Below are 16757 nucleotides of genomic sequence, written 5' to 3'. Positions count from 1 at the left end.
GCCATGTCCCTGCCCCCGCCCCCGCTGAATCAGGCGCCCAGCCCGGTGCACCGCCCCGAGGCCTGGTGGCGGCGCGTGCTGTGGAGCCTGCCCCTGGTGCTTTCCCTGATCTTCGTCGCCGGGGTGCTGGCCTGGGCCCGCAGCAACGAGATCGAGGAGCGTGAGCTGCAGCGCCAGACCCTGATCTCCGACGCCCTCAGCACCGAGGCCCAGCTGCGCGCCAAGCTGAAGGAGGAGAGCGAACATCTGCGCGATCTGGCCGAGGCCTTGCACGAGCTGCCCGCCACGGCCGAGTCCCTGGCCCGCCACCCGGAGATGAATGCCGGCCTGCGCCGGCTGTGGCTGTCGGTCACCTGGCTGGACAAGCACAACCGCGTGCTGGCCCAGGTGCCGGAACCGCACGAGCACAGGGTGGAGGGCGATGACGAGGGCCTGTCCCTGCACCTCAGCGCAACGGTGGGGCCGCAGGGTGCCGGCGGCACCCTGGTGCTGCGCTATGCACCGGCCCTGCTGCTCAAACGCGGCGTGCCCTGGTGGCTGGCGCGCAAATACGATGTGCAGATGGTGGACAGCGCCGACCAGGTGATCGCCTCCATCACCGAAACCCCGCTGCGCGCGGCCCAGGGCGAGCAGCCCAGCTACCGGGTCAACTTTGCCGGCCCCTTCCGCGCCAGCCCGCTGACCGAGCGGCCCGAGAACACCGAGGCCGCCCTCAGTGACGCCGCACTTGAGCTGACCCTGCGCGACCCCCAGCCCACCACCATCAAGCCCCTGGCCCTGATCCTGATCGCCGGCTTCCTGCCCCTGATCGGCGTGGCCAGCTGGCTTTTGCGCCGCCAGCTGCGCCAGACCTCGCGCGCCGAGACCGCCTGGCGCGAGCAGGCCGCCTGGCGGCAGGCCATGGAAGACTCGGCCCTGGTCGGCCTGCGCGCCCGCAATGCGCAAGGCCGCTTGCTCTACGTCAACCGCACCTTCTGCGAGATGGTGGGCCTGAGCGCCGAACAGCTGGTGGGCCTGAGCCCGCCCATGCCTTACTGGCCGCCCGAGGCCCTGGACGAGGTGATGCAGCGCAACCGCCGCAACCTGGCCGGCCACGCCCCGCGCGAAGGCTATGAGGCGCGCTGGCGCCACCAGGACGGCCGGGTGCTGGACGTGATGGTGTTCGAGTCGCCCCTGGTGGATGCGCGCGGCCTGCAGATCGGCTGGATGGGCTCCATCATCGACATCAGCGCCAAGAAGCGGCTGGAGGAGCGCGAGCGCCGGCAGATCGACACCCTGGCCCACCACGCCCGCCTGACCATGCTGGGCGAGGTGGCCTCCACCCTGGCGCACGAGCTGAACCAGCCGCTGACGGCGATTGCCAGCTACAACGCCGGCATCATCAACTCACTCGCCAAGCTGGGCGTGGACGATGCCCTGGTCTTGGGTGCGCTCAAGCGCCTGGGCGCGCAGGCGGCGCAAGCCGGCCGGGTGGTGCAGCGCATCCGCGAATTCCTGACCCGGCGCGAACCCCAGCACGAGGCCTGCTCGCTCAACCAGATCGTCAGCGACGCCGTGGCCCTGCTGCGCAAGGAGCAGCGGCGCAGCCAGATCGAGCTGAGCCTGCAGCTGGCGCCCGACCTGCCCCCGCTGCTGGCCGACGCGGTGCTGGTGGAGCAGGTGGTGATCAATCTGGTGCGCAATGCCGGTGATTCGCTGCAGGCCCGCGCGCAGCAGCGGCGCATCCAGGTGCGCAGCCGCCTGATCGCCCGCCTGGAGGCCGGCGGCCCCGACTTCCTGCGGGTGGACGTGATCGACAACGGCCCGGGCCTGCAAGGCCGCAAGGCCGAGACCCTGTGCGCCCCCTTCTTCAGCACCAAGGGCGATGGCATGGGCATGGGCCTGGCCATCTGCCGCTCCATCATCGAAGCCCACCAGGGCGTGCTGGACGCGCAAGACGCCGCCGAGGGCGGGGCCATCTTCTCCTTCAGCCTGCCGCTGCGCCCGCTGCAGCCCCCCGCAGAAACACTGCCATGAATACCAGCCCGATTTTTTTGGTCGACGACGACCCCGATGTGCGCGATGCCCTGAGCTTTCTGCTCGGCTCGCGCGGCCTGGCCGTGCAAGCCTTTGACAGCGGCCCTGCCCTGCTGGCCATGCTGGACGCCAGGCCTGCCGGCGCCGCCGCGCCGCGCGGCGTCTTCATGCTGGACGTGCGCATGGAGCCCATGTCCGGCACCCGTTTGCATGACGAGTTACTGGCGCGGCGCCTGCGCAACCCGGTGCTTTTCCTGACCGGCCATGGTGACATCCCCATGGTGGTGGAGGCGCTGAAGAAAGGCGCTTTCGACTTTCTCGAAAAGCCTTACAGCGACAACGCCCTGGCCGACCGCATCGAGCAAGCCCTGGCGGTGGACGCGGCCATGCAGGAGGGCGGCGCCCAGGCGGCCGAACGCCAGGCCCGCCTGGCCAGCCTGACCGAGCGCGAGACCGAGGTCATGCAGCGCGTGGCCGCCGGCAAACTCAACAAGGTGATCGCCGACGAGCTGCATGTCTCGGTGCGCACCATCGAGGTTCATCGAGCCCGCGTATTTGCCAAGTTAGGCGTGCGCTCGGCGGCGGAGGTGGCGACGCTGCTGGCGCAGGGATGAGGGCAGCCGGCATGCCGCCCTGGTCAGACGGAATCAATGATTCGCAAGGCCTCGCTGACGCTGACAATGCGCACACCGCCCCATAAAAAGGCTGAGGCGAGCACATTCGTATCCAGCACCAGACGCGGGGCGTGAACCATCACCTCGCACTCTTCAGTCGCCGCTCGGCGCGCATGGCGGCGATGTCTCGGGCCACGTTCTCAGGCGACATCTCAGCCGGCTCGTCAACTCCAGCCATGCGATCCAGGGCAGAGAACAACTCATCGACCTGTCTCTCCCTGAGCTGATCGCGCAACCATTTTTCCCAGCGCGCCGGTGCCAGCAGCCCGGCGCGTTGCGCCTCCTGGGCCAGTTGATCAGGCAAGGTGATTTGCACGGTGGTCAGGGTGTTCCTTCCGCTGGTGGACCGCCGCATGGGTCAACGCCAGTTGCTGGCTCTTGCCAACAAAATTCTGCCAGTACCTTGGGCAAGCGGACCCACGTCCCGTCTGCCCATGCTTGCCTTGCGCTCGCGTCTCCGCCGGCAAGCTCAACAAAGTGACTGCCGACGAATTGCATGTCTCGGCGCGCAGCATCGAGACTCATCGAGACCGGGTATTTTAGAAGTTATTGGTACGATCTGCGGTTGAGCTGGCGACGCTACTGGGCTTGCCGGAAAAGTCAAACCTGGAACCCATCAAGTGAAGCCGCATTCCCCATTCATGTTTCTTGCGATGATTTCAGCAATCGCCATGCCGTTCTCTGACAGATCGATTGAAGTAACGCCCATCATGATCGTCGGCGGCGTATGGCTGGTGAGTTTCCTGAGCGTCGAACTGCAAAGCAGATCAAGCCAGTCGCCAGGCAACAAGACGCGGTCATTCTTCACGATCTTCTTTACGAGCCTGATTGCGTTGGTCGCCATTTTCCTTGTTGGCAAGACGGCCCGATGGGCTGCAGGATGGGCGACAGGCTGAACCCCTAGCCTTCAGCCAAGCTGGCTGTCCTCAGACCATCGCTTAGGCATACCGTTGCCTGAGCTTGCCGCGCTCAACCTGACCACAAGGCCTCGTGAAGATAAAACTTCAGGCTAGTGCAGTGGTTGATTTTTGTGTGAACTTATCAGTGTCTCGTTCTTGGAGTGGGAGGTGCTGATTGTTTGCAGCCTCACCCTCTGCCTAGGCCCAGCCGGGAGTTCGCCCCGGCAGGCGACCTTCTTTCTTGGGCGCCCAAGAAAGAAGGCAAAGAAACCGCCCCGAATGCCTGGCCCCTTCGGGGTCCGCTGCGGCACTCGCCTTTGCCGGGCCGCGCCCAACTCTCTCCGCTACGCTCCGTTCAAACAGGGGGCGCGAAGTCAGTTCACGAAGTCGCTTCGCGACGCCCGCCAAAGCCAAGCACCGCAGCCCAGGCAACACGGGGAATGCGAAGCCCACACGGCTCGCTGCGCGTCGCCTCGATAGCGCCGCAGCTGTCGCTGCGTGCGCTTGGCGCGCGTATCAAACCCTGATCAACGAGGCGCTGAAGCAGGCCATCCAGGCCGAGTCGATTGAAGTGCTGGTGCGCAAGACCATTCGCGAGGAGTTGCGGCGAGCCTGATCCTCAAGCCCACACCGCCTGCACCGCCGAGTTCAGCGCCACCACCAGGGGGTCGCTGGCGCGCTCGGCGGCGCTGCTGAAGTAGAGCTTGGCGTCCACCCGTGCATGGCCCCAGACCATCCAGTCGCCGCGCTCCACGCCGGGCACGGCCACCTCCTCGCGCAGCAGGGCGCAGGCGCTGCCGGCGCGCACAAAGCTGTCCAGATGGCCGCTGTCGTCGCTGCGCATCACCACATTGGGGGCCAGGCCTTGCTGCTCGAACAGGCCGCGCAGCAACTGGTGCACATGCGAGTCCACGCTGCCGTCCACCCAGGGCAGGCCGGCCAGCACCCGCCAGCCGCCGCGCTGCATCTCGGCGGCCAGGCGCAGCGGGATGGCGATGCGGTAGCTGACCGAGCGCAGGGCCAGCCATTGCAGATCGCGCGGCGGATGGACGCTGATGGTGAAGGCCGCCGCCAGGCCGCCGCCGCGCACCTGGTCCAGCAAATGGCCGACGGCCTGGGTATGGGTGTGCAACTCGATCAAGGGCAGGTCGCGCTGCACCAGCACCGACAGCGCGCCGGTGCGCAGGAACTCGGCCGACTCGGCCGGCAGGCCCAGGTCCACCCGGCCGCTCAGCTCGCCCTGCATGCTGCGGGCCGAGCCCTTCAGCTCGGCCGCGGCGGCCAGCAGGGTTTCGGCCTGGGGCAGCAGCTTCTCGCCGGCACGGGTCAGGCTCATGCGGCCCGCCCCGCGGTCAAACAAGGCCACGCCCAGGCTGGACTCCAAACCCTTGATCTGGGCGGTGACGGCGGGCTGGGTCACGCACAGCACTTCGGCAGCCTTGGTGACGTGGCCCACCCGGGCCACGGCGACAAAGGCGCGGATCTGATGCAACTCCATGGCGAGCGCGGCCCGGCGGCCTCAGGCGCCGAACAGGCGAACCTGGGAGGGCTCGATGCCCAGATTGACCGCCCCACCCACCGGGAACTTGGACAGGCCCACATGGTGGGGGTGATCCACCGACAGGCTTTGCTTGCCCACCTGCACGCGGTAGCGGGTGAATTCGCCCAGGAACTCGCTGGCCTCCACCGTGCCTGGCACCCAGACATAACGCGCGTCCTGTGCCGCATCAGCCACCTCCACGCGCAGCGAGTGCGGGCGGAAGCTGACCTGGATGGTGTCGGACTCCGGGGCGTCGGTGTGCAGGGGGAAGGCCAGCTCGCCAACACCGTCCACATCCAAAGTTAGCTTGTCGCCACGGCGCGAGCGCACCTTGCCCGAGAGCAGATTCATGGTTCCGACGAAATTGGCGACGAAGGGGTTCACCGGGTAATCGTACAGGGTGGCGGGCGCGCCCACCTGCTGGACCCCGCCCTTGTCCAGCACGGCCATGCGATCTGCGGTCGTCATCGCCTCTTCCTGGTCGTGGGTGACGAAGATGGTGGTCAGGCCCAGGCGGCGCTGCATGGCCAGCAACTCCTGGCGCATCTGCACGCGCAGGGTCTTGTCCAGATTGGACAGGGGCTCGTCCAGCAGCAGCACCTGGGGTTCGATCACCAGGGTGCGGGCCAGGGCCACGCGCTGCTGCTGGCCGCCGGAGAGCTGGCTGGGCCGGCGCTCCGCGTATTGCGACAGGCTGACCAGCTCCAGCGCCGCGCCCACCTTCTCCTTGATGACCTGCTTGGGCGCCTTGCGCTCGACCAGGCCGAAGGCCACGTTGTCCCACACCGACAGATGCGGCCACAGGGCATAACTCTGAAACACCATGCCCACATTGCGCTCCCAGGGCGCCTTGGCGCTGACGTCCTGGCCGTCGATCAAGAGCTGGCCCTGCTGGTGGCGGTTGAAACCGGCGATCAGGCGCAGCAAGGTGGATTTGCCCGAGCCCGAGGGGCCCAAGAGGGCGAAGAACTCACCGGGCTCGATGTCCAGATTGACGTCCTTGAGCACCTCGGTCTCGCCGTAGGAGAGGCGGATATTGCGGCATTGAACGGGAACTTTTTTCATGGCTTGACTCACTCGTGTCAGATTGTGTTCGCGGGCTTGGCGGCGTCAGGCAAAGGTGGCAAGACCTCGTCCACCGGGCGGGACTCGAAGCGCTTGGCCGTGCGCTCCACCACCAGATGCGAGAGATAGGTGCCCAGGGCCACCACCACGATGGCCAGCACGCCCAGGGCGGCGCCGGGGCCGCGGCCGGCAATGCTCTGCATATACAGATAGATGCCGTAGCTCATGGGTGCTTGCGACTCGGCCGAGGACAGCAGGATGGTGGCCGACAGCTCCACCGCCGCCGTGATGAAGCTGGTGACGAAGCCGGCCAGAATGCCACCGGCCATCAGCGGCACGACCACGCGCTGGATGGTGCGCAGCTTGGTGGCCCCCAGGCTCTCGGCCGCCTCCTCCAGCGACACATGCACCTGCTGCAAGGCCGCCACGCAGGAGCGCAAGGCATAGGGCAGGCGACGCACGGCGTAGGCCAGCATGATGACGATCCAGGTGCTGGTGACGAGCGTGTCGGTGCCGGGCACGGTGACGCCCTTGAACAGGCGCAGATAGCCGATGGCCAGCACGATGCCGGGCACGGCCAGCGAGGCGGTGGCGATCCAGTCCAGCCATTTGCGCGCCGGCAGCGTGGTGCGCAGCATCAGATAGGCGATGGTCACGCCCAGCACCACGTCCAGCGTTGCCGCCAGGCCGCAGTACAGCAAGGTATTGCCCATCATGCCGCTGGCGTCGGCGAACACGGTCTGGTAATGCTCGACGGTGTAGGCGTCCGGCAGGGGCGAGAAGCTCCAGACCTTGGCGAAGGACAGCAGCAGCACGCCCAGATGGGGGCTGAGCACGATCAGCAGCACCAGGAAGATCCAGCCGTAGGCGGCGATGGAGCCCCAGGTGGTCAGCTCGCGCTTGGCGATGCTGGCGCCACCCTTCTGGATGGTGGAGTAGTCCTTGCCGGCCAGGGCCTTGGCCGAGAGCGCCATGGCCGTGATGGAGAACACGATCATGATGACGCTGATCACATAACCCATCGGATCCTCCAGGCCCACCTGGGTGATGCGCAGATAGGCTTGCGGCGCCAGCATATTGGTCTGACCCAGCACCAGGGGCGTGCCCAGGTCGTCAAACACCTTGACGAAGACCAGCGAGGCGCCGGCCACAAAACCCGGCATAGCTAACGGGAAGATCACGCGCCAGAACAAGCGCATGCCGGTGCAACCGAGGTTGAGCGCGGCCTCTTCCATGGCGCCGTCGATATTGCGCAGGGCCACGGTGAGGTTCATCAGGATGAAGGGGAAGTAATGAATGGCCTCGACGAAGATGACGCCGTTCAAGCCTTCCATGATGGGAATGCTGATGCCGAAGTGCTCTTGCAGCAGCAGGTTGATCGTGCCCGAGCGGCCGAAGATCAGCTGCATGGCGGCCGCGCCCACAAAGGGCGGCATGATCAGCGGCAGCACACCCAGGGTCTGGATCATCAGTGCGCCGCGGAACTGGAAGCGCACCGTGAAATAGGCCAGGGGCACGGCGATCAGGGCCGCGAACACGGCCGACATGCTGGCCACGTAAAGGCTGTTGAAGAAGGCCTCGCGCATCAGGCCTTGCTCGAAGAAGTTGCCGAAATGACCCAGGGTCAGGCCGCCATCGGCGTCGACGAAGGCGGTGTAGAACACCTTGCCCACGGGCAACACCAGAAAGAGCAGCAAGAAGGCCAGCACCAGGCCGCCGGCGATCCAGGCGCCGGGCCGGACTTGGTCAAAAGATGGCAGGCGCAGGCCTTTGGAGGGCGCGCTGCCGACACTTGCAGTGGACATGGCGGATCCTTACGCACGGCCCGGGCGGGCCGCCGCAAAAAATGAAGGAGGGAGGGGCGGATCGAAGCGGGGCTTCTGCGCCCCGCCGATGCCGTATTAACGTGCCGTTATGGCCTGCTCGGCAAAGTCCTTGGCGCGGGCATAGTTCTCGCGCGCCTTGGTGCTCCAGCGATCTTCCAGGCCGGTCACCTGCTTGTTGACGGCTGCATCCTTTTTATTCGCCGTGAACAGCAGCAGGAAGTTTTTGTCGGCCGCCATATCGGCGCCGACGATGGGGGTGAAGGCCAGGTCGCGCGCCTGCTGCAACAAGGCTTGGCCGCGCGGGTTGGGCTTCTTGGCCAGGGCGGCCGCGGCGGCATGGATGGCCTGGGTGGCCGCCTTCAGCTCCTTGTGGCGGAAGGTGATGGTCTGGTCGAACAGCGAGGACACGACGTTGTAGCGCGCCTCGGAGAGGTCGGAGTCGAAGTGCACCTTGGCACGCTTGGCGATCTCGAAGGGGTCGGGGTAGCCGGCCGGCACCTTGCCGCCCATCTGCGCCGGCGGCAGCACGGGCAGGCGCGAGATCTTGGGGTCCAGCAGCAGCTGCTGGCCTTCCAGCGAGACGCTGTAGGCGATGAACTTGCGCGCCTCGTCCGGGTTCTTGCTGCCCTTGATCAGGCCGATATTGGCCGGCACCACCGAGGTCACATCGGGATAGACAAATTCCACCGGGAAGCCCGAGTACTTGCCGGCCAGGCCGAAGAAGTCGATCACCAGGCCGATGCCGAACTGGCCGTTGTTGACCCCATCGGGCACGCCGAAGCTGCGCTCGGTGATGGCGGCGCTATTGCCCGAGATCTGCAGCAGCTGGTTCCAGCCCTTCTCCCAGCCCTCGCCCTGCAACATGGTCTCGACGGTCAGATGGGTGGTGCCCGAGCGCGAGGGCGAGCTCATGGCGGCATGGCCAAAGTACACCGGTTTCATCAGGTCGGACCACTGCTTGGGCGCGGGCAGCTTGTTGGCGGCCATATAGCGGGTGTTCCACATCAGGCCATAGCCGGCCAGGGCCTGGCCCAGGTACTGGCCATCGGGGTCGTTGATGGGGTAGTTGCCCACCTTGGCGGGCACGGTCTTGTTGGCCTGGGCGCTGACGTTTTCCAGCAGCTTCTGGCCGGACAGCACCTCGAAGGCATCGGGCGCCGAGGCCCAGAAGATGTCGGGCCGCTGGCCCAGGGGCAGCTCGCGCACATAAGCCAGGCCCTGCACCGTGCTCTTGTTGAGAATCTCCAGCTTGATCTCGGGGTTGGCCTTCTCGAAGGCCGTCTTGTAGGCCTGGGTCAACTCCTTGGGGAAGGAGGTCACCACGGTGACCGTGCCGGCCAGGGCGCTGCCGGTGGCCAGGGTGGCCGCCACCAGGGCGGACAGGCTCAGTTTGCTTGTGCAGATCTTCATCTCTTGTGTCTCCTCATCGAGGGTCTGAATCCGAGGCTGCATGGTGCCCCAGCCGGCCCGGGCCCGCCAATCAGAAAACATGATGCGGCTCATCAGAGCCAAGGGTTGTCCCGGACTCGGCCGCTGGCTCGCCTGCCGCACAAGCGCTCTTGCGGCGGGCTGCGTGCTATTCTTTTTTGCATGCCCAGGACGACCTGCCCCTCGCCGCTGATCCTGATCTTGATCCTGCTGCTCCTGTGCCTGCTGGGGCTGTCGGCCTGCAGGCAGCTGCCCCCGCTGCGCGAAACCGGCATCGGCCCGCCGGCCCCGCGCAGCGGTGCCGAGTCCCGCTTGGGCCAGCTGCTGGGCCCCCTGGCCGCCGCCCACCCCGGCAAGACCGGCGTGCTGGCCCTGGCCGGCGAGCACGAGGCCCTGGTGGCGCGCGCCCTGCTGGCCGCCCAGGCCCAGCACACACTGGACCTGCAGTACTACATCTGGCGCGCCGACGCCGCCGGCACCCTGCTGCTGCAAGCCCTGTGGCAGGCGGCCGAGCGCGGCGTGCATGTGCGCCTGCTGCTGGACGACAACAATACCGCCGGCCTGGACACGCTGCTGGCCGCCCTGGACGCCCACCCCCAGATCGAGCTGCGCCTCTACAACCCCATGCTGTACCGGCAGGCGCGGGTGCTCAACTACCTGCTGGACTTCCAGCGCAGCAACCGCCGCATGCACAACAAGTCCATGACGGCGGATGGCCAGGCCAGCATCGTCGGCGGCCGCAATATCGGCGACGAGTACTTTGGCGCCGGCGAGCACCTCGCCTTCGCCGACCTGGATGTGCTGGCCGTGGGCGCGGCCGTGCCGCAGATCACCGCTTCGTTTGAACGTTATTGGCACAGCGCCTCGGCCTACCCGGCCAGCCAGCTCCTGCCCGCCGCCGCGGCCCAGGATAGCCAGACCCTGCCGGACCGCTTCGCCAGCCTGCATGCGCAAGCGCGCACGCAAGCCTATCTCGCCGCCCTGCAAGCCACCCCGCTGCTGCGCCAGTTGGAGGACGGCCAGCTGCCACTGGACTGGGTGGCCGCCACCTTGCTGCAAGACGACCCGGCCAAGACCCTGGCCGCGCCCGATGCGCTGAACCACGAAACCTTGCTGCTGCCCGCCCTGCTCAAGACCCTGGGTGAGCCCGTGCAGGGCTTGGACCTGGTCTCGCCCTATTTCGTGCCCGGCCAGGCGGGCACGGCGGCCCTGACGGCGCTGAGCCGGCGCGGCATCCGCGTGCGGGTGCTGACCAATGCCCTGGCGGCCAGCGATGTGGCCGCCGTCCACGCCGGCTATATGAAGTGGCGGCAAACGCTGTTGCGCGCCGGCGTGCAGCTGTTCGAACTCAAGCCCCATGCCGGCCAGGCCGAGCGGGCCGCCCGCGGCAGCGGCGGCATCACCGGCTCATCCTCGGCCAGCCTGCATGCCAAGACTTTTGCGGTGGATGGTCGGCGCCTATTCGTCGGCTCCTTCAATTTCGACCCCCGCTCGGCCCTGCTCAATACCGAACTGGGTCTGGTGCTGGACAGCCCTGCCCTGGCCGGCCGGCTGAGCGGCTTCTTCGACCAGGAACTGAGCCGGCAAGCCTACCGCCTGCGCCTGGCCGACGATGGCCAGACCCTGCAATGGCTGGAGCAGACCGAGCAAGGCTTGATCGTGCATGACAAAGAACCCGGCATGGGCCTGCTGCAAGGCCTGGGCCTGGGCCTGCTGTCCCTGCTGCCAATTGATGGCTTGCTTTGAATTTCCTGCTTCCAGAAAAATGGGGTCAGCAGAAAAATGGGGTCAGAGTCAATTAATTGATTAATTGACTCTGACCCCATTCTTGACGGGAGGGCCGCTGATTCAGGGCGCGGGGAATTTCTCGGGCAGTTCGTCGCGTGCGCTGGCGCTCAGGTGCGCGGTACTGCCCCAGTCCAGCAGGGTGAAGCCCTGCGGGCCATGCTGGAGGCGGCTGAGCGCGGCGTTCTCCAGCGGCCAGGCGCGCGGTGCGCTCAGGCCCAGGCCGGCGGCGGCGCGGTACAGGCAGTCCAGCACGCCGCCATGGCAGACCAGGGCGATGGTTTGCCCGCGATGGCGCCGGGCCAGGCCTTCGATGGCCGCCATGCAGCGGGTGTTGAAGGCGCTGCGGCTCTCGCCGCCCTCGGGCCCGAAATCGGCTTCGCGCGCATGCCAGCGCGCATGCGCCTGCGGCCAGCGCCGCAGGATCTCGTCGGAACTCAGGCCCTGGAACACCCCGAAATGCTGCTCGCGCAAACCCGGCTCGATCTGCAGCGGCAGCCGCTGGCACTCGGCCAGTACCTGGGCGGTTTGCAGGGCGCGGGCCAGGTCGCTGCTGTAGATGGCATGTAGCGGCGTCGAAGCCAGGGCCTGTGCGGCCTGCCGGGCTTGCAGCAGGCCCTGCTCATTCAGGGGAATATCGGTCTGGCCCTGATAGCGGCCCAGGCTGTTCCACTCGGTTTCGCCATGGCGCAGGGCAAGGATCTGGGTGCTGGCGTTGTTCACGGGCGGCGGTCTGGTTGGAGTTGCGGGAGTCCCGGCATCCTGCATGAGCGCGGCCGCCAAGGCCAATCAGAAAACCTGATGCGCCCCATCAACCGCGGGGCGGCGCTAGCCCCGGCGCGCCGCTTCAAGCACCGCGATATCGATCTTGCCCATCTGCATCATGGCTTCGAAGGCCCGTTTGGCGGCGGCGGGGTCGGGATCGGTGATGGCCTCGATCAAGGCCCGCGGGGTGATCTGCCAGGAGATGCCCCATTTGTCCTTGCACCAGCCGCAGGCGCTGGCCACGCCGCCACCGCCAATGATGGCGGCCCACAGGCTATCGGTTTCCGCCTGGGTCTCGGTCGACACCTGGAATGAAAAGGCCTCGCTGTGCCGGATGCCAGGGCCGCCGTTGAGCCCCAGACAGCGCAGCCCCATGACGCTGAACTCCACCGTCAGCACATCGCCCTGCTTGCCCGCGGGGTAGTCACTCGGCGCGCGGTGAATCGCATCGACGGAGGAGTCGGGAAAGGTCTTGGCGTAAAAGTTCGCCGCCGCTTCGGCCTCGCCGTCGAACCAGAGGCAGATGGTGTTTTTGGCGGGCTTCATGGCTTGAACACTCCAGGCTGATGAGAAGACAGTGCCGGCCGATTCTGGGCCTTGCCGCGGGCGCCGCCAAGCTGGTTTTCGCGCGGGCGCTGGCCCGGCTCAGTCGCCCGCAGCCGCTCCGTCCATGCAGGCCCGCACCAGCTGCAAAAACTGCGCCGCGCGCGCCACCCCGGCGTCCGTCAGGGCGATCTGCCCAGCCGCCATGTCCAGCCAGGCTTGCAAGCTGGCCTCGCTATCCACCTCGCGCACGCTGGCGCGCAAGGCCTCGTCCTTGCCGAGCAGAAAGCGTTCCGCCAGGTCCATGGCGAAGAATTTGGCCCGCACCAGGGCTTGGGCGCGGCGGGCGGCCTCGGCCAGTTCGCGCTCGCAGCGCCAGGTGATGAGACCGGCGGCGCGCAATTGCTGGGGGGCATCCGGCGGCAGGCCCAGGCCCTGGGCCAGGCTGGACAAGGCCTGCACATCGCGCCGCCCGTCCACGGTGATCAGCAGGGCGCGCAGAGCCGGCGTGAGGCGGCTGCGCTCGTGCAGCAGGACATGACGGGCGACCTCGGTTTTCTGGGGTTTGAGCAATGTCTCCATCGCCGGATCTTGCACGCCCAGGGTTGCATGCATGTGACAAGCCGACCCCGCGCTGCGCAGCCCCGCCTGCCGCGCACAATTGACGCTTGATTGACGTTTACGTTAACGTCAATCAAGCCCTAGAATCGGGCCCGTCTTGCTGCTACAAAGTTGCGGAGCACGCCTGCCCCCTTTGTTTGCGCAAACAACACAGAGCACCGCAGCCGCGCCCTTCCTGGAGACAAGCCATGACCGATCTGTCCGCCGAGTACAAAGCCCTGGCCGAGTACCGCCCCACGCACAAAGTGCGTTTTGTCACCGCCGCCAGCTTGTTCGACGGGCATGACGCGGCCATCAACATCATGCGGCGCATCCTGCAAGGCATGGGGGCCGAGGTGATCCACCTGGGCCATAACCGCTCGGTGGATGAGGTCGTCACCGCCGCGCTGCAGGAAGACGCCCAGGGCATCGCCATCAGCTCCTACCAGGGCGGCCATGTGGAGTACTTCAAATACATGGTGGACCTGCTGAAGGCGCGCGGCGGCGAGCAGATCCAGGTCTTTGGCGGCGGCGGCGGCGTGATCGTGCCGGCCGAGATCCGCGATCTGCGCGAGCATGGCGTGCGCATCTTCAGCCCCGAGGACGGCCAGCGCATGGGCTTGGCCGGCATGATTGGCGAGATGGTGATGAAGGCCGACCAGGACTTCAGCAGCCTCGCCCCCAAGAGCCTGGACGCGATCCAAGGCCATGGCGAGGCCGCCTGGCGCGCCCTGGCCCAGCTGATCACGGCGCTGGAGAACGGGAAAGCCGACACCGCCCTGCTGACACAGCTGCAAGAAGCCGCCAAAACCATCCAGACCCCCGTGCTGGGCATCACCGGCACCGGCGGCGCGGGCAAGAGCAGCCTGACCGACGAGCTGATCCGCCGCCTGCGCCTGGACCAGGGCGATGCGCTGCGAGTGGCCCTTATTTCCATTGACCCCTCGCGCCGCAAGAGCGGCGGCGCGCTCTTGGGCGACCGCATCCGCATGAATGCCATCGGCCCCTGGGCGCAAGGCGCCCGGGTGTTCATGCGCAGCCTCGCCACCCGCGACTTCGGCAGCGAAATCTCCAAGGCCTTGCCCGATGTGATCGCCGCCGCCAAGCTGGCGGGCTTCGATCTGATCGTGGTGGAAACCTCGGGCATAGGCCAGGGCGATGCCGCCATCGTCCCGCATGTGGACGTGCCCATGTATGTGATGACGCCCGAGTTCGGCGCCGCCAGCCAGCTCGAGAAAATCGATATGCTGGACTTCGCCGAATTCGTCGCCATCAACAAATTCGATCGCAAGGGTTCGCTCGACGCCTTGCGCGATGTGGCCAAGCAGGTGCAGCGCAATAAAGAAGCCTTCACCACCCGGCCGGAAGAAATGCCCGTCTTCGGCACCATGGCCAGCCGCTTCAACGACGACGGCGTCACCGCCCTCTACCAGGCCCTCAAGCCGCGCCTGGCCCAGCTGGGCCTGCATCTGGGCGAGGGCCGCCTGCCCCTGGTCAACACCCGCCACAGCACCCACCAGACCCCGGTGGTGCCCGCCGCACGAGCGCGTTATCTGGCCGAGATTTCCGACACCGTGCGCGGCTACAAAAAGCGTGCCCGCCAGCAAGCAACGCTGGCGCGCGAGATCCAGCAACTGAGCGCCAGCGCGCGCATGCTGGCGGAAGCTAACGCAGAAAAACACCGGGCCCGCGAGGCCCTGGGCGAGCTGGCCACCGAACGCGAGGCCCGCATGGACGGCGCCGCCCGCCAACTGCTCAAGCAATGGCCGGACATGCAGAAAGCCTATGCCGGCGACGAGTATGTGGTGAAGATCCGCGACAAGGAGATACGCACCAACCTCGTCCACACCAGCCTCTCCGGCACCAAGATCAAGAAGGTGGTCTTGCCCGGCTACGAATGCCATGGCGAATTGCTGAAATGGCTGCTGCTGGAGAACGTGCCCGGCAGCTTCCCCTACACCGCGGGCGTGTTCGCCTTCAAGCGCGAGGGCGAGGACCCCACCCGCATGTTCGCCGGCGAGGGCGACGCCTTCCGCACCAACCGCCGCTTCAAGCTGGTCAGCGAAGGCATGCCGGCCAAGCGCCTGTCCACCGCCTTCGACTCGGTCACGCTCTACGGCGCCGACCCCGCGCCGCGGCCTGACATCTACGGCAAGGTCGGCAACTCCGGCGTCAGCATCGCCACGCTGGACGATATGAAGGTGCTGTACGAGGGCTTCGACCTCTGCAGCCCGACGACCTCGGTCAGCATGACCATCAATGGGCCGGCGCCCTCGATCCTCGCCATGTTCATGAACACGGCCATCGACCAGAACCTGGCCAAGTTCAAGGCAGACAACGGCCGCGAACCCACGTTTGATGAGGCAGCCAAGATCAAGGACTGGGTGCTGGCCAATGTGCGCGGCACGGTGCAGGCCGACATCCTGAAGGAAGACCAGGGCCAGAACACCTGCATCTTCTCCACCGAGTTCTCACTCAAGGTGATGGGCGATATCGCCGAGTATTTCGTCCACCACAATGTGCGCAATTTCTACTCCGTCTCGATCAGCGGTTATCACATCGCCGAGGCCGGCGCCAACCCGCTCTCGCAACTGGCGCTGACGCTCTCCAACGGCTTCACCTTTGTGGAAGCGTACTTGGCGCGCGGCATGCACATCGATGACTTCGCGCCCAATCTGAGCTTCTTTTTCTCCAACGGCATGGACCCGGAATACACCGTGCTGGGCCGCGTGGCCCGCCGCATCTGGGCCGTGGCCATGCGCGACAAATACGGCGCCAACGAACGGTCCCAAAAGCTCAAGTACCACATCCAGACCTCGGGCCGCAGCCTGCATGCCCAGGAGATCCAGTTCAACGACATCCGCACCACGCTGCAGGCCTTGATCGCCATCTACGACAACTGCAACAGCCTGCACACCAATGCCTTTGACGAGGCCATCACCACGCCGACCGAAGAAAGCGTTAGGCGCGCCATGGCCATCCAGCTCATCATCAACCGCGAATGGGGCCTGGCCAAGAATGAGAACCCCTCGCAAGGCGCTTTCATCATCGAGGAACTGACCGAGCTGGTGGAAGAAGCGGTGCTCGCTGAGTTCGAGAAAATCGCCGAGCGCGGCGGCGTGCTGGGCGCCATGGAGACCGGCTACCAGCGCAGCAAGATCCAGGAAGAGAGCATGCACTACGAGATGCTCAAGCACACCGGCGAGTACCCCATCATCGGCGTCAACACCTTCCGCAACCCGCATGGCGACACCGTGCCCGAGAGCATCGAGCTGGCCCGCTCCACCGACGAGGAAAAGCAGTCCCAGCTCAGCCGCCTGGCCGATTTCCACAGCCGCAACAAAGCCACCAGCGGCCCCATGCTGGCGCGGCTGCAGCAGGCCGTCATTGACAACAAAAACGTGTTCGAGGTGTTGATGGACGCGGTACGCGTCTGCTCCCTGGGCCAGATCACCTCGGCGCTGTTCGAAGTGGGCGGGCAGTACCGGCGCAGCATGTAAACCTCCTCGCATTCACTGCCAGGCCCCTGCCGGGCATTGCCCCTTGGGGGGGCTTCCCGTTTACACGCCGCACGCCCCGCCCAACTTTAATGAGCGCTTCATCTGCGCACTGCGGG

Annotated in this window: 13 protein-coding genes; 5 read left to right on the top strand and 8 right to left on the bottom strand. The window is 66.5% G+C overall.

All coding sequences use genetic code 11. The annotated features are described in order from the left end of the window. Positions 1–3 precede the first annotated feature (3 nt). Both HNP55_RS15200 and HNP55_RS15195 read left to right on the top strand, forming a co-directional pair. Positions 4–2016: a two-component system sensor histidine kinase NtrB gene (locus tag HNP55_RS15200; protein ID WP_184301038.1), complete on the top strand. Its 2013-nt coding sequence runs from the start codon at positions 4–6 to the stop codon at positions 2014–2016. Continuing rightward, on the top strand, positions 2013–2630 hold the full coding sequence (locus HNP55_RS15195) for a response regulator transcription factor (RefSeq protein WP_184301035.1): 618 nt from the start codon (positions 2013–2015) through the stop codon (positions 2628–2630). Before HNP55_RS15200 ends, HNP55_RS15195 begins: the two co-directional genes overlap by 4 nt. Positions 2631–2769: 139 nt before the next feature. On the opposite strand, the gene HNP55_RS15190 is transcribed toward HNP55_RS15195, so the two are convergent. Continuing rightward, positions 2770–3045: a hypothetical protein gene (locus tag HNP55_RS15190; protein ID WP_221439622.1), complete on the bottom strand. Its 276-nt coding sequence runs from the start codon at positions 3043–3045 to the stop codon at positions 2770–2772. A 265-nt stretch (positions 3046–3310) separates the two neighbouring features. On the opposite strand from HNP55_RS15190, the gene HNP55_RS15185 reads away from it, so the two are divergent. Continuing rightward, complete coding sequence (locus HNP55_RS15185; protein ID WP_184301028.1) at positions 3311–3586, top strand: hypothetical protein; 276 nt, start codon at positions 3311–3313, stop codon at positions 3584–3586. Between the two features lie 622 nt (positions 3587–4208). Here HNP55_RS15185 and HNP55_RS15180 read toward each other — a convergent pair. From HNP55_RS15180 to HNP55_RS15165, 4 genes are all read right to left on the bottom strand, one after another. After that, positions 4209–5087, bottom strand: coding sequence for a LysR family transcriptional regulator (locus HNP55_RS15180; RefSeq protein WP_184301025.1), 879 nt, complete (start codon positions 5085–5087; stop codon positions 4209–4211). A 21-nt stretch (positions 5088–5108) separates the two neighbouring features. Continuing rightward, entirely contained in the window at positions 5109–6194 is a 1086-nt protein-coding gene (locus HNP55_RS15175) for an ABC transporter ATP-binding protein (RefSeq protein WP_184301022.1), read from the bottom strand. A 17-nt stretch (positions 6195–6211) separates the two neighbouring features. Then, positions 6212–7999, bottom strand: a complete 1788-nt coding sequence (locus tag HNP55_RS15170; protein WP_184301019.1) for an ABC transporter permease — start codon at positions 7997–7999, stop codon at positions 6212–6214. A 96-nt stretch (positions 8000–8095) separates the two neighbouring features. Further along, on the bottom strand, positions 8096–9430 hold the full coding sequence (locus HNP55_RS15165) for an ABC transporter substrate-binding protein (RefSeq protein WP_184301016.1): 1335 nt from the start codon (positions 9428–9430) through the stop codon (positions 8096–8098). A 180-nt stretch (positions 9431–9610) separates the two neighbouring features. Between HNP55_RS15165 and HNP55_RS15160 the strand changes: the two genes are divergently transcribed. Continuing rightward, positions 9611–11194, top strand: a complete 1584-nt coding sequence (locus HNP55_RS15160) for a phospholipase D family protein (protein WP_184301013.1) — start codon at positions 9611–9613, stop codon at positions 11192–11194. Positions 11195–11296: 102 nt separating this feature from the next. Here the strand turns inward: HNP55_RS15160 and HNP55_RS15155 are convergent, their stop codons facing one another. The 3 genes from HNP55_RS15155 to HNP55_RS15145 form a co-directional block, all read right to left on the bottom strand. Continuing rightward, positions 11297–11956, bottom strand: coding sequence for a histidine phosphatase family protein (locus HNP55_RS15155; protein WP_348648712.1), 660 nt, complete (start codon positions 11954–11956; stop codon positions 11297–11299). 105 nt (positions 11957–12061) lie between these two features. Next, the gene (locus tag HNP55_RS15150; protein WP_184301010.1) at positions 12062–12544 is read right to left on the bottom strand and encodes a VOC family protein; all 483 of its coding nucleotides are present in this window, start codon (positions 12542–12544) and stop codon (positions 12062–12064) included. A gap of 99 nt (positions 12545–12643) precedes the next feature. Then, positions 12644–13156, bottom strand: coding sequence for a hypothetical protein (locus HNP55_RS15145; RefSeq protein ID WP_184301007.1), 513 nt, complete (start codon positions 13154–13156; stop codon positions 12644–12646). Between the two features lie 194 nt (positions 13157–13350). Here HNP55_RS15145 and icmF point away from each other — a divergent pair, with 194 nt between their 5' ends. Beyond that, positions 13351–16641 carry a fused isobutyryl-CoA mutase/GTPase IcmF gene (gene icmF, locus HNP55_RS15140; protein ID WP_184301003.1) on the top strand — a complete coding sequence of 1097 codons (3291 nt, stop codon included), beginning with the start codon at positions 13351–13353 and terminating at the stop codon, positions 16639–16641. The last annotated feature ends 116 nt before the right edge of the window (positions 16642–16757 follow it).

It is taken from the genome of Roseateles oligotrophus (assembly GCF_014204525.1).
Taxonomy (GTDB): domain Bacteria; phylum Pseudomonadota; class Gammaproteobacteria; order Burkholderiales; family Burkholderiaceae_C; genus Paucibacter_A; species Paucibacter_A oligotrophus_A.
Note: the sequence above shows the minus strand (reverse complement) of the source record. Positions and strands in the feature narration are given on the sequence as shown.